Annotated in this window: 23 protein-coding genes; 20 read left to right on the top strand and 3 right to left on the bottom strand. The window is 40.7% G+C overall.

Annotated features, from left to right (window positions below; translation table 11 throughout):
- The first annotated feature begins 26 nt into the window (after window positions 1–26).
- A complete protein-coding gene (locus K1I44_RS05475; protein WP_219985521.1) occupies window positions 27–359 on the top strand; it encodes a DUF1360 domain-containing protein in 333 nt (110 codons plus the stop codon).
- Between the two features lie 20 nt (window positions 360–379).
- Here K1I44_RS05475 and K1I44_RS05470 read toward each other — a convergent pair whose 3' ends face one another.
- A complete protein-coding gene (locus K1I44_RS05470; RefSeq protein ID WP_219985520.1) occupies window positions 380–1,054 on the bottom strand; it encodes a hypothetical protein in 675 nt (224 codons plus the stop codon).
- Between the two features lie 490 nt (window positions 1,055–1,544).
- The gene (locus K1I44_RS05465) at window positions 1,545–2,264 is read right to left on the bottom strand and encodes a BMQ_0737 family morphogenetic spore coat protein (protein ID WP_219985519.1); all 720 of its coding nucleotides are present in this window, start codon (window positions 2,262–2,264) and stop codon (window positions 1,545–1,547) included.
- A 158-nt stretch (window positions 2,265–2,422) separates the two neighbouring features.
- Between K1I44_RS05465 and K1I44_RS05460 the strand changes: the two genes are divergently transcribed.
- From K1I44_RS05460 to K1I44_RS05390, 16 genes are all read left to right on the top strand, one after another.
- Window positions 2,423–2,680, top strand: a complete 258-nt coding sequence (locus K1I44_RS05460; protein WP_219985518.1) for a spore coat protein regulator protein YlbO — start codon at window positions 2,423–2,425, stop codon at window positions 2,678–2,680.
- A 72-nt stretch (window positions 2,681–2,752) separates the two neighbouring features.
- The gene (locus tag K1I44_RS15340; protein WP_004891743.1) at window positions 2,753–2,875 is read left to right on the top strand and encodes a hypothetical protein; all 123 of its coding nucleotides are present in this window, start codon (window positions 2,753–2,755) and stop codon (window positions 2,873–2,875) included.
- Window positions 2,876–2,893: 18 nt separating this feature from the next.
- Window positions 2,894–3,085 carry a phage holin family protein gene (locus K1I44_RS05455; RefSeq protein ID WP_003395339.1) on the top strand — a complete coding sequence of 64 codons (192 nt, stop codon included), beginning with the start codon at window positions 2,894–2,896 and terminating at the stop codon, window positions 3,083–3,085.
- Between the two features lie 84 nt (window positions 3,086–3,169).
- Window positions 3,170–3,373, top strand: a complete 204-nt coding sequence (locus K1I44_RS05450) for a DUF1657 domain-containing protein (protein ID WP_003395336.1) — start codon at window positions 3,170–3,172, stop codon at window positions 3,371–3,373.
- Window positions 3,374–3,431: 58 nt separating this feature from the next.
- Window positions 3,432–3,887 carry a YhcN/YlaJ family sporulation lipoprotein gene (locus tag K1I44_RS05445; protein WP_171334693.1) on the top strand — a complete coding sequence of 152 codons (456 nt, stop codon included), beginning with the start codon at window positions 3,432–3,434 and terminating at the stop codon, window positions 3,885–3,887.
- 12 nt (window positions 3,888–3,899) lie between these two features.
- Entirely contained in the window at window positions 3,900–4,382 is a 483-nt protein-coding gene (gene spoVAC, locus K1I44_RS05440) for a stage V sporulation protein AC (protein WP_003395332.1), read from the top strand.
- Entirely contained in the window at window positions 4,379–5,395 is a 1,017-nt protein-coding gene (spoVAD, locus tag K1I44_RS05435; RefSeq protein ID WP_219985517.1) for a stage V sporulation protein AD, read from the top strand. Before spoVAC ends, spoVAD begins: the two co-directional genes overlap by 4 nt.
- On the top strand, window positions 5,392–5,748 hold the full coding sequence (gene spoVAE, locus K1I44_RS05430; protein WP_219985516.1) for a stage V sporulation protein AE: 357 nt from the start codon (window positions 5,392–5,394) through the stop codon (window positions 5,746–5,748). The genes spoVAD and spoVAE overlap by 4 nt, the downstream gene beginning before the upstream one ends.
- 6 nt (window positions 5,749–5,754) lie before the next feature.
- Window positions 5,755–5,961, top strand: coding sequence for a DUF1657 domain-containing protein (locus K1I44_RS05425; protein ID WP_219985515.1), 207 nt, complete (start codon window positions 5,755–5,757; stop codon window positions 5,959–5,961).
- Window positions 5,962–5,963: 2 nt separating this feature from the next.
- Window positions 5,964–6,821, top strand: a complete 858-nt coding sequence (locus K1I44_RS05420) for a DUF421 domain-containing protein (RefSeq protein WP_219985514.1) — start codon at window positions 5,964–5,966, stop codon at window positions 6,819–6,821.
- A gap of 295 nt (window positions 6,822–7,116) precedes the next feature.
- A complete protein-coding gene (locus tag K1I44_RS05415) occupies window positions 7,117–7,344 on the top strand; it encodes a helix-turn-helix transcriptional regulator (protein WP_219985513.1) in 228 nt (75 codons plus the stop codon).
- Window positions 7,345–7,349: 5 nt separating this feature from the next.
- Window positions 7,350–7,643: a hypothetical protein gene (locus K1I44_RS05410; RefSeq protein WP_219985512.1), complete on the top strand. Its 294-nt coding sequence runs from the start codon at window positions 7,350–7,352 to the stop codon at window positions 7,641–7,643.
- A 271-nt stretch (window positions 7,644–7,914) separates the two neighbouring features.
- Window positions 7,915–8,250 (top strand): hypothetical protein, encoded by a 336-nt coding sequence (locus K1I44_RS05405; protein ID WP_370627964.1) that lies wholly within the window; start codon window positions 7,915–7,917, stop codon window positions 8,248–8,250.
- Window positions 8,251–8,327: 77 nt separating this feature from the next.
- On the top strand, window positions 8,328–9,110 hold the full coding sequence (locus tag K1I44_RS05400; protein ID WP_219985510.1) for an ABC transporter permease: 783 nt from the start codon (window positions 8,328–8,330) through the stop codon (window positions 9,108–9,110).
- Window positions 9,111–9,113: 3 nt separating this feature from the next.
- On the top strand, window positions 9,114–10,613 hold the full coding sequence (locus K1I44_RS05395) for a hypothetical protein (protein WP_219985509.1): 1,500 nt from the start codon (window positions 9,114–9,116) through the stop codon (window positions 10,611–10,613).
- 25 nt (window positions 10,614–10,638) lie between these two features.
- Entirely contained in the window at window positions 10,639–11,298 is a 660-nt protein-coding gene (locus K1I44_RS05390) for an ABC transporter ATP-binding protein (RefSeq protein WP_219985508.1), read from the top strand.
- 25 nt (window positions 11,299–11,323) lie between these two features.
- Here the strand turns inward: K1I44_RS05390 and K1I44_RS05385 are convergent, their stop codons facing one another.
- Window positions 11,324–11,644, bottom strand: coding sequence for a thioredoxin family protein (locus K1I44_RS05385; protein ID WP_219985507.1), 321 nt, complete (start codon window positions 11,642–11,644; stop codon window positions 11,324–11,326).
- Window positions 11,645–11,730: 86 nt separating this feature from the next.
- On the opposite strand from K1I44_RS05385, the gene K1I44_RS05380 reads away from it, so the two are divergent.
- From K1I44_RS05380 to spoVIF, 3 genes are all read left to right on the top strand, one after another.
- Window positions 11,731–11,973, top strand: coding sequence for a hypothetical protein (locus K1I44_RS05380; RefSeq protein WP_219985506.1), 243 nt, complete (start codon window positions 11,731–11,733; stop codon window positions 11,971–11,973).
- 68 nt (window positions 11,974–12,041) lie between these two features.
- Window positions 12,042–12,170 carry a YjcZ family sporulation protein gene (locus K1I44_RS05375; RefSeq protein ID WP_009362140.1) on the top strand — a complete coding sequence of 43 codons (129 nt, stop codon included), beginning with the start codon at window positions 12,042–12,044 and terminating at the stop codon, window positions 12,168–12,170.
- Between the two features lie 89 nt (window positions 12,171–12,259).
- Window positions 12,260–12,514, top strand: a complete 255-nt coding sequence (spoVIF, locus tag K1I44_RS05370) for a sporulation-specific transcription regulator SpoVIF (RefSeq protein WP_006322845.1) — start codon at window positions 12,260–12,262, stop codon at window positions 12,512–12,514.
- Window positions 12,515–12,613 lie beyond the last annotated feature (99 nt).

Here is a 12,613-nt window from a genome sequence, read left to right as displayed (position 1 = left end):
TACAGTAGAGCGAGGAGGCGAGAAAGATGGATGCGTTTCATTTTTTTCTTTTATGTATTGCTTCGTTTCGCTTGACGCGCCTCATTGTATATGACCGTATTACGTCGTTTTTGCGCGCGCCATTTCATGATGAAGTCGAACAAGATGGAGAAACGTATATCGTCATAAAAGGAAAAGGAATACGGAAATGGATCGGAGAACTGTTAAGCTGTCATTGGTGTACAGGGGTATGGTGCGCAGCGGCGTTGTACGTTGGCGTGATGTTCGCCCCGTACATTGTCATGCCGTTTGTGTGGATATTAGCGATTGCGGGAGGTGCTTCGCTCATCGAAATCGTTGTCCAACAATGGAGCAAATAAAAAAGCGGGCGAACGCCTGCTTATTTATTGACAACAATATAATTAGAAGATGATACCCCTTGTTTCAGTTGGCGAAAATATACGAATGCTTCAACGACAACGGTTTGGATGATGCGCAGTTCAAATGACGGAAAGCGCAGTTGTTCGTTCGGTAAAAGCGTTGTTTCATCAATTGGTTTTAGCCAATATTCCCCTTCTTTCATTTTTTCACGCCAATTTTCGACCGCAAATGTCCAGCCTCCTTCTTCTTGCATTTGGCGGAATGAAAATTTTCCACTTAGTTGGGCGTGATCGGGAGGGCGGAGGCGAAGGCAAATGATCGGGTCATTTAGCGGTGTATTGCCGCTATTTTCGACGATGAGATCGCCGATAATTATCGCATCTTCCTCTTTTTGTTCTGGCATCATGACAGCGTACGTGAAATAAGCATAGGTGCGCACAACATCTTGTTTTATTTCTTTTTTCCGCCGTTTTTCTTCCTCAAGCGCCACTTCGTAAAAAAGAAGTTGTTGTTTTAACCGTTCAATCGTTTGTTCATATTCGTCTAGTTGCTCAAGTTTTTTTTGCACATATTGATTGCGCAATTGCTCGCGCTTTAACTCCGTTTCGACAAGTTGCAATAGCTGTTTATATTTTGCCACTTCCGAGCGGTAATGAATCACTTTTTGTTGGAGTTGAATATGTTGGTTGTTCATTATGTTCCTCCTATAAACATTCTGGACATCCTTGCCAGCCATTTGGAGCGATATGAATCGGTTGAACGATAAACATCGAGCAAATGAAAAATACGACCAATATTTTTCTTATCATTTCAATCCACCTTCTCTTTCCGTTGTTTCAATATTCATTTTATTTTATAATGTGTCATATATACCAAAATAAAGGTGTGATCGAATGCAGAGATGGCTTTCTTTGCTGGGGACGATGTTATTTTTGTTTTTTGTTCCATATGCAGCAAGCCAAAAAACAGGTGTTCCATATATGGAATGGACGTTTCTTGTCGGACTGGTCGCCACAAGCTTTCTTTTTTATATACATGGTAGCGGATATATGTGGAATAGATCTTCAGAAGAAATGAAAAATACGTGCTATCGTTCTTATTCTTTTTGGATGGCTTGCATATATACGATGATAAGCTATATGTTCATATAAAAAAGCAGGCTATATGTGAGCCTGCTTTACTTATTAATGTGCCGGGAATACTTCTGGGCATTGCGGTGGGAATTTGTCTGTTGGGCAAAGTGTTGCTTCTAAAATTTCTTCGCGCGGTTGGCAGTAGCGTGCTTCGACTTCAAGTTTTACGTCGGCTTCCATTTGCACTTCTAAGCATAATGTAATCGATACATCGAGCTGTGAGAAGTTGTCAGTGCAAATTAAGCTGGCGTCACATTCGAAAAATGAAATGTGGCAATCGAGCGTCGTTCCTTCTGGTGCGCATAAAATAAATGTTTGTGCTGTCGCAAATGGAATTGGGTTTGACTCGCAAACGACGTGGCCGTTTGCGTTTACGACTTGCACAACGACGTGACCTTTCACAAGCACTTTTACTTTTTGCAATGTGACTGTATCGCCTGATGGGAGCGTGACGTGAACAGGTTGGCGTCCGTTTGGTTGCAAAATTTCTTGGCAAATAAGAGCATTGTTATCTACTGTTTGATCGATGCGGTTTCCTTCATCGTCTGTTAAAAAGCAGCGAATCGAGAAATCGCCAGCGCTTAAGCCGTTAGACGCGAAAAAGTCACAAACCGTTTGCCCGTGGCGCGGACATTTGTTTTCAGGAAAGATCGCTTCCAAATCCCCATTTGAAAAACTACGCAACGGCACATCGACTTGACGAGTAACCCAGTCATACACTTTGCGTGTTTTAATACACACTTTTTCTTTACGCTCTTTATGATGCGTCATGCCTCGTTCCTCCTAATTTCAGTTTTTCCCGTCGCATGTATCGGGACTACTGTATAGTATGAGAAAGGTAGGTAAGTGTGCAGGGATAAGTGCGGAATTTTTTTTGTCATAAATAGGCGTGCGATTGAATTGTTATGTAGTAGAGAGGGGGGAGGCATATGCAAAACGAGTTAGACGTCTTGCGGGCGGAAAATGTGTTGTTAAAAGAATTGGCGGCGTTAAGTGAACAACGGTACGAGGAAGTGAAGCGGTTAAAAAAAGAGAATGAGGAGTTAAAAAAACAAATTGAGCAATTAACGAAACAGTTATTTCATCAACGGCCAGATTCGTGGTTCATGCATACGCTCCAACGGCAACAAGCGCTAAAACACTTGCCGCTGTCGACTCCGTTTTCGTTTGCGGAAAAAGAGAAATAGGAAAAAGGCATAGTCACTCGCTCCATCTTTTTCATATGCTATTGTATCTTACATGTTGTGGAGGGTTACGAAATGGAAAAGAAAAAGACGATGGCGCTTCACGGAACACAGTCGGCAAAAGTATATACGTCTTCCCCAGCACCTGTCAAAAAAACGGGTGGCTGCGGATGTGGAAAAAAAATAAAAAAACAATAAGCATGGGGTGAGAAGAAGATGGAGCGCTTTAAAAACTATGGGCTATGGCTCGCGATCGGCGCTTTTATACCGCTTTTCTTGCAAACGTTTGGAGTCGATATTGATTTAGGAAAATATGAGCAATTATGGAACGCCTTTTTAAGTATTTTAGTCATGGCTGGAATCATCAATAACCCGTCGCTCGGAAACGGATTTCGCGATAAACGTTAGCGCCTTCGGGGGCTATTTTTTTTGTATAACTTTACGAGATGTGCGCACGCTATGAGATGAAAAAGAAAAAGGAGGTTTTTCAATATGACTGTCGCAAGTTCTGTGAAACAAACGTTAGCTGGATTAAAATCGGCGCAAGCAAGTTTTGAAACGTTCGCTCTGCAAACGGAAAATGAAAAGGCGAAACAATTGTATCAACAAGCGGCACAACAGACGCAAGCGATCGTTGATTTGTTGTCCCCGCGCCTGCAAGAAATTGAACAAGAAGAGCCACAATATAAACAGTAAGTGAGTCGGGTGTCCAATCGGGGCGCCCTTTCGTTACATGAATAGAAAGGTGAATGTGATGAGACAATTGCTCGTAATGATCCTCTTTTTTTTCATCATAAGTTGTGCACATGAGCCAAAAGAACAAAAACAGTCGCTGCAAAACGGAAACATCACGAACGTAAGCCATGACGGGAGCGCAAGTCGAAGCGACCAACGGCACGCAAAAAAAGCGGTCGAGATGTTAAAAGCACGACGCGATGTGAAAGATGCGGTGGCGGTCGAAGCGAACGGACGGCTGCTTGTTGCGTATCAAGTGAAGCATATGCAACGATTTCGTATGAAAGCTATTGAAAAAAATATAGCGCGCACGTTAAACGATACGTTCGATAAACAAGTGATCGCTTCACACGATTTAAAAATTTTTTGGAAAACGAAAGCGTTAAAAGAGAAAATGGAAACGAAACGAATGAGTGAAAAAGAGATTGAAAAAGAGATGACGGTCATTCAAAAATTGAGCGAAGAACAGACGTAGCGAGGTGGGACGATGGCGAACGAAAAACGAAAAAATTTAACGCCTGTACAACAACAATATCATCAGTTTGAACAAGCGCGCGAAACGAAGCGTCCGGTGTTGAAAAATTGCGTGCGCGCCTTTTTTGTCGGCGGTTTGATTTGCGTCATCGGACAAGCCATTTCTTATTTTTACATGTACTTTTTCGACTTCACAGAAAAAACAGTCGGCAATCCGACCGTCGCGACGATGGTGTTTTTAGCGATGCTTTTGACCGGCTTTGGCGTATATGATCGATTGGCGCAGTTTGCCGGGGCAGGAAGCGCGGTGCCTGTCACCGGATTTGGCAACGCCGTCATTTCGGCTGCGATTGAGCATCGGACGGAAGGGTTTGTGCTCGGTGTCGGCGGGAATATGTTTAAACTTGCCGGTTCAGTTATTTTGTTCGGCACGTTTTCCGCATTCGTCGTGGCGCTCATTAAAACGATTGCGGTGAAATGGGGTGGTCTCGGATGATGAAAGGGCATCGCACGTGGGTGTTTGAAAACCGTCCCGTCATTGTCGCCACCGCCACAGTCGGCGGACCGTTTGAGGCGAACGGAAACATTGCTGATGATTTTGACTTATTGCACGAAGACCTTTGGCTTGGGGAAGATTCGTATGAAAAAGCGCATAAAGTGTTGTTTGAAGAAGCGTTTTTTCAAGCGATGAAAAAGGCGCGCATCGAAAAGGAACAAGTGCAGTTTATTATTTGTGGCGATTTAATTAATCAAATGACCCCTTCAAGCTTTGCAGCGCGCACGCTTAGCACCCCGTATCTCGGCGTATTTGGCGCATGTTCAACGTCGATGGAGGCGCTAGCACTAAGCGCGTTTATCGTCAATTACGGCGGGGCGAAGTACATATTGACAGGAGCGGCAAGCCATAATGCAGCGGTCGAAAAACAGTTTCGCTATCCGACCGAATACGGAGGGCAAAAGCCGCCGACGGCACAATGGACGGTGACAGGCGCTGGTGTGGCGTTAGTTGGCAGCGAAGGTGATGGACCTCGCATTACGTCCGCAACGATCGGGCGCGTCGTCGATATGGGATTGACCGATCCGTTCAATATGGGGGGAGCGATGGCACCAGCGGCTGTTGATACAATTGAGGCGCATTTGCGCGATATGCAAGTCGATGCGTCGCATTATGACTTAATCGTCACAGGTGATTTAGGAAAAATTGGCCGCACCGTCTCGCTCGATTTATTGCGGAAAAACGGAATGGAGCTAGAAGAAGAACGATATGAAGACTGCGGATTAATCATTTACCGCGAAGGGCAGCCGGTGTTGTCGGGCGGAAGCGGGGCAGGATGTTCTGCGACGGTCGTGTACGGGCATTTACTTAACCGAATGAAGCGTGGGGAAATAAAGCGCATGCTTGTCGTTGCGACAGGTGCGCTTTTGTCGCCGCTCACGTTTCAACAAGGGGAGACGATTCCGTGCATCGCCCATGCGGTGGCGATTGAATATGGAGGCGATCATGGATGATGGCGATGTTTTTTTGGGCGTTTGTTGTTGGTGGGCTTATTTGCGTCATCGGGCAAGTAATGTTTGATGTGTTTAAGTTAACGCCTGCGCATACGTTAAGCGCGCTCGTTGTTGTCGGAGCGATTTTAGACGGATTTGGGTTGTACGAGCCGCTTATTGATTTTGCAGGCGCAGGGGCAACGATTCCGATTACAAGCTTCGGGAATGCGCTCGTGCACGGGGCGATGCAAGAAGCGGAAAAGCATGGCATCGTCGGGGTGTTAACCGGCATGTTTGAAGTGACGAGCGCCGGCATTTCAGCGGCGATCGTGTTCGGTTTTATTGGCGCATTATTATTTAAACCGAAAGGATAGAGGAAGATGACGATTGGTTCACAAGTAAAGCAAAGTTTAGCGAACATGAAGGCCATTCATGCGACGTTGCAACAGTTGGCGATCACTTCGACAAACGAAGAAGCGCAGCGGGCGTTTCATGAAGCGATGCTTGAAACGGAACAAATGATTGCGGCGCTGAAAGGGCGAATATCGACGCTTGAACGCGAGGAGCCGCAATATAAGGGGATGTAAATATGCCAGCATGGTTAGAAGTTGCGATTCGCTCAATTTGCATTTTAATCGGACTGTTCATCATTACGAAATTGTTAGGAAAAAAACAGTTGTCAAAGCTGTCATTTTTCGAATATATCGTCGGCATTACGATCGGGGATATTGCTGGCTCGATGTCAATGGATTTAGATATTCGGTTAACGGAAGGGATTACGAGCATTTTAATTTGGTCGCTTTTCCCCGTCGTCATCTCGATCATTTCGTTACGAAGCAAAAAATTTCGCGATTTTGTCGAAGGAAATTCAACTGTATTTATTAAAGACGGAAAAATTTTAGAAGATAATTTGAAAAAAGAGAAATATACGGCGGACGAATTGCTTGAACAGTTGCGGAAAAAAGATGTGTTTCGCGTCGCCGACGTGGAATTTGCGACGCTTGAAGCAAACGGCGACTTAAGCATTTTATTAAAGCGCGACAAGCAGCCGCTAATGATCGGGGACGTCGCGCCGTACGTTCCGCGCGAAAAAGAGCCACAAACCGTCATTATGGACGGCAAAATTTTAGATGAGCCGCTCGCGACCGCCCGTTTAAGCCGCGGCTGGTTGAAGCAGCAACTCGATCAAATGGGCGTCGCCGTTGAAAACGTCTTTTTAGCTCAAGTCGATTCGTACGGCCAATTGACCGTCGATCTATACGACGACCGCATTCAACTACCAGAGCCGCAACAAAAGCAACTATTGCTTGCATCAATGAAAAAAGCAGAATCCGATTTCGAGCTGTTCTCCTTACAAACAAACGATGCAGAAGCGAAACAAATGTACGAACAACAAGCGAAACAAATGCAGCAGCTTATTCAAAAACTGCAGCCGTTTCTTATGTGAAAGATAAACACCGCTCTCATGCGAATAGGCATAGGGGCGGTATTTTTGTTTTCCTAAGGGTAAATGGTTCATCTTACAATAGAAAGCAAAGTGGACGATGGCCCATTGTCGTATGTAGTGGTTAAGCGATTTAACGTTGACACATGCGAACATTTCATTCTGCCAAGTTGTGTCGGATAATATAACGAGTTCTAGATGAAAAACGTAATGTTTTTATGTAAAATAAACTTTACATTTTGTAAAAAATACTTTACTATGTGTATATAGAAATCTTTACATAATGGAGGTGTGATAAATGGCAAAGAACAACGGCTCTTTATCCAATCGAATCAACGTTTTAAGAGCCGAAAGGAAAATGACCCAAAAAGATTTAGCTGAAAAAGTAGGGGTTAGTAGACAAACGATTATTTCAATTGAAAAAGGAAACTACACACCCTCGTTAGTATTAGCGTTTGAAATCGCAAATGCTTTTGGAGTGGACATTAATGATGTATTCCAGTTAAAGAAAAATGAGGAGGTTTGATAATAATGGGTACTTTTGTTCATTTTACGAATGGTTTAACAGTATTAGCGCTGGCTGCTTTTTTAGTTTTAATTTTTTTGATCAAGCGAGAAGGTAACGATGAAAGAACACAATATATGGTTTATAAATTGTTTAGTTTTCTGTTTACTTTCCTGCTGATCGGACTATCTTTAATTATAATTGTGACAGGGTGGAAAACTATAGATTATACTTTGCTTAGAGTTAGCATCACTACTTTAATGTCATTGAACATTTTTGTTGGACTCGTTTATTGGATATATCTTAGTAAAACAGCTTAGTAAAAATAAAAGTTGTACACCATTTTTTACAACATGTTGTACTGACATTTATAAGAAAGAATAAGCAAATGAATGATGTTTTCACATTCTTGTTCAGGAGAGATTATCATTTGTCAAATACATGTTGTGATAATGAACCAAAATATTCTATTAAATCCTTGAAAAAAAAAAAATAAAAATATATAATAAAAATGTAATAAATTTTAATTATGGGAGGTAATTGGATTTGAAGAGAAAATTAACCCTACTTAGTTTGTCAGTCGGTTTAGTGGTGTTCGGTGGAGTAGTGCAGGCAGGTACTAGCTGGTCAAACTATGATACAACCGTTCCAAGATTCAATGGTAGCGGTTATACTGGTTATCAGACAAAAGATTCGTCTGGAACGTATGGGGAGTTATATTCGGCGATCGTTGGAGGATCGTATACTGTTGATGCGAGAATGGTGGCGAGCTCTGGTACAGGATCATGGGTGCGTAGCATAACGGATGATGACTATCGCAATCTACCAAACTCTGTTCCGAAAGGATTGAGCACGCGAGTTGAGTTCAGTAATGATATAACGACGCCAGTAAATGTTCAAGTATCGGGAAGATGGAGAAGTAATTAAAAAATATTTATCGTGATCGTTTAGGATGAACGTCCGACGATCACGATTCATTTTTCGCGAATGAGAGGGTGAAAGAAATGTTGAGCAACCAATTGGTAGTCGAATTGAAAAGAGCAATTACAAAAAAAAATTTATTTTTTTGGATAAGTATTATTGTTTTGTTACCAACGGTTAGATTTTATATGGTAAAAGAAGGATATCAGTTTTATGAACCGATTGAAGTATTTCACGAAACAGTGTCAGGCATTATTCCGTTGCTCTTTCCTGTTATCGCCATCATCATTTATTTACCTTCTTTTTTACAGGAACAAAGAAACAAGTTTATTACGTATACTCGTACTAGAGTTCCACTACATATTTACATCATTAGTAAAGGATTGGTGAATGCTCTGCTAACGGGAATTGTTACGTTTTTGCTCATTTTTCTCCCGTTTCTTTTTATCGTATATTTTGAACAAAAATTAGGTATTATTCATTATAGCCCTTCTAATGAACATATGCGTATACCTGCTGTAACTTTTTCACAGTTTTTATCGCATGGAGCGTTAACATATGGGTTTATTTATTCTTCGTGGGTTGCCGTAAATGGCATAGTGTATTCTACCATTGCTTTTTTTCTATTGCTAAATGTCAGTAATCCATTCATCGCTTTGTCGATCCCGTTTCTTTTTTATCATATTTTAAACTTTGTGACCGGTTTGTTTCATGTGGCCATTTTTTCACCACTTAGTACGATTTTTCCGTTCAATATTGAACAGCAACCTCTATGGACTGTGCTTGTTCCGTTTTCATTTTTACTAATTGTTTTAGCTATCGTTTTTGTATTTTCGATACGAAATGAGAATGAATGGATGATATAGACTATGAAACGAGAGAGTGTTGAGAATATCTTTAGTATAAAGTGGATTATTGTAGGGGCTGTTTTTTACTTTTATGGCGCAATGCTTAAAAGTGAGATCGTTCAAGTTGCACATCAACAGCGATTACACTTCAACAACTGGGATGTGTCTTTGCGCCTGTTAACTGATCCGTATCTCATTCTTTATTTCGTTGTTCCTATTGTGTTATTGCTTTTAATAAAGTCTATTTTGGTCGAATTTGATTATCAAATTTTAGTTCGCTTAGGATCGTTTAAGAAATGGATATATTATTCCTTTAAAAATTTCTGGGAAATCGCCTTTCCGCTACTATGCCTATGGGTGTTTATGTCGTTATTTATGGCAATTGGGTTTCCCTATTCATGGAGTTGGAGCGAGTTTAGTAAGACAGCACATTCTACTAATACACTTGATCAGCTTGTATATTTCTTTAACAAACCTGCATCTGTCTTCGTGGCGCAATTATTCTTGTTGCTCTGTATTTTTTCATTGTTACACATCGTTTTCGCAGTCACGTACGTGGTAACTAAAAGTAAGAATTTCATGCTTTTTATTAGCGTTTTCTTTTTCCTTTTCAGTATTATAGGATTCAAGCTATTTCCAAATGAGTTCGCTTTCTTGTCGCCGCTTTCCTTTTTTTCAATCACTAATGGCGTAGATGCTTTTCATTCTCCTATCCCTGTTTATATTGTAGTCATCACCTTTTTTTGTGTTTGTATATGGTTTTTACAATTTTTAGATTTAAATAAAAAAGTGTACGTTCATTCAATAAAATCACATATACCTATTTTCACTTATTTTTCTCTTTGTGTCATGGGGATAGGAGCAACAGCTCGATCATTAGTTCAATCCCCTGATGTGACAGTTTGGGATGTTTTCGTTATGTCTTTTGCTGGGGTTAGTGCCGATCGTTTTGCTTATATTCCGTTTTTCTTTTATTCAGTCGTATTTTTTGGATTTGTTTATTTAATTCAACTGCTTTTTCTAAGTAATGAGATTGAGCAGTTAGGATACTATAAAATCATTCGTTTCAAGAGTTTAAGTAAATGGTTTTGGAGCTGGATGACGAAGTTAATGGGGGTAACCGTTTTCTTTTTGTTCATGTTGATTATTCTTTCACTCGTATTGGCTGTTTGTTTTGGAGCACATGTTAGTTTTTACATGACTTTGCTTTCCAATCCGCTACATGAAGTAATTTATCACTTTTTTGTTAACGGTTTTTTGCAAATCGTTTTTTATATAAGCCTTGTCTTTATATTTTCTTGGACAAGCAAGGAATCAATATATGGTGTTGTTTTGACTAGTATGTTGATGCTTTTCATGTTGCCTAGTGTGAATTCAAAAGGGATCATACCTGTAGGGTTAAATGGAATTGTTTATTTAGCGGATTATTCTCCTTATTACTTAACATTTATTTTAGTTACGATGAATATCGTTTCATATTTTATAATTCGTTATTTATTGAAACAAAGATTAAAAATATAAAAAATGAACACGGGTGGGATGGAAAATGTCGATTGTTATTTCCTTGAAAAATGTGAGTAAATCTTATAAAGGATTAACACTTTTTCAAAATGTTAATTTAGATATAGAAAAAGGAAGTATATGTGGTATCGTAGGTCCGAACGGTTCCGGTAAATCTGTTTTATTTAAAATGATATGCGGATTCGTATTTCCAGATGAAGGGAGTATTGTTGTCGACGGGGTAGAAATCGGGAGAAGTAAAAGATTTCCGGATAATATCGGAATCATTATAGATCGTCCTGGTTATATAGCTAATAAAACAGGTTTTCAAAATTTGAAGGAATTAGCAATGATTAGAGGGAAGATTAGTGATGAAAAAATAGCAGAAACAATGGAAAAAGTCGGATTACAACCGCAAGCTAAGCAAAAAGTGAAACATTACTCTTTAGGTATGAAGCAGAAGCTAGCGATTGCCCAAGCAATTATGGAAGACCAACAAATACTTATATTAGACGAACCATTCAATGCGCTAGATGCTGAAAGTGTAAATAACATTCGTCATTTGTTATTATCTTTCAAAAGTGAAGGGCGTACAATTTTATTGACAAGTCATAATCAAGAAGATATAGATATTTTGTGTGACCGAGTTTTTCGCATTAATAAATACCAACTAGAGCCCGTTGCTTTGGTAAAGAATGAATCATGAAATGTCATGAGGCTGACATCATTTGTCAGCCTTTAATCGTTTGAAGAAACTCCTCGACTTGTTCGCGTGTTTTTGCATTGGCGCTATGCAAGTGGGCGATTTTTTCGCCGTTTTGGAATACAAGTAAGCTCGGAATGCCCATAACGTTGTATGTTTCGGCGATGTCTGGCACATCGTCGCGGTTGATGTCATACCATGTGAATTGCGGGTAAGCGGCAATGACTTCATCCATAAATTGATCCATTCGTACGCAATCTGGGCACCATGTTGTAAAAAATTTAACGACAACCGGCGTGCTTGAGGCGATCGCTTGTTTAAATTGTTGTGCGTCTTGTAGTCGTTCCATATGACACGTCCTTTCTTTTGATTTCGTCTTTTATTTTAGCACATGTTTTCGTTTTTAACGTATGAAAAAGCAAGGGGGGAAAAACGATGGATCGATTGGAAAAAGAACTGCAATCGTATGCGCGCGCAAAACATCAAAAACACGATGCGTTTATGAAGGCGTTTGATGCATGGGGAAAAGAGATGGAGATGACGCTAAACCAACTTGAAAAAATAAATGAAATGCTATTTCAACAGTTTCAAGCAAACATGAGCGATGCGGAATCGTTTTTTGCGAAAAAAGAAAAACAGTTCGCCCGCATGTTTCGGCAAGGAGGAGAATTTTTATAGGAGCGCCCATACCAAATTCATTTATATGCATATGATGTAAGCGACAACGTTCAAGGAGGTGGAGTCTCATGGGCTTCGGATATTGCGGATATGGTTACGGTGGCTACGGCTACGGCGGTGGATACGGTTCAACATTTGTGTTAATCGTCGTGTTGTTCATCTTGTTAATTATCGTTGGTGCAGCGTTCGTTCACTAAAAAGAGACGTTCCAAAGGGTCACGCCTTTGGAACGTTTTTTTTGTTTTTTCATATGCTGAAAAAGAAAAGTGAAGGAGGCGGGAGAAAGATGGATCAACATTTTTTTAAAAATATCGAAAAGAAAACGGGCGTCAATATGCAAGACATTTTTGCGCTTGCGAACTCGTTGCAACATGCGAATTTCAAAGATGAAAAAACGGTGCGCGGCATCGTGAAGCGCGTGGCGCAAATCGCTAATCGCAACGTGCCGAAAGAATTGGAAGATAAAATTGTGCAATCGATCGTCAACAACGGAAAACAAATCGATTTCAATACGATCGCGAACATGTTAAATAAAAAATAACGAAAAAGCGAAAAGTCTTAGACGAGGCTTTTCGCTTTTGTTTCGAGAAAAGAAAGCATACGCATTTGGGTCCTAAGAGCTGTCTAGCTCCAAGCGCCA

It is taken from the genome of Anoxybacillus sp. ST4 (genome assembly GCF_019448545.1).
Taxonomy (GTDB): Bacteria; Bacillota; Bacilli; order Bacillales; family Anoxybacillaceae; genus Anoxybacillus; species Anoxybacillus pushchinoensis.
The sequence above is the reverse complement of the archived record's forward strand: the minus strand, read 5'-3'. Positions and strand labels throughout refer to the sequence as shown.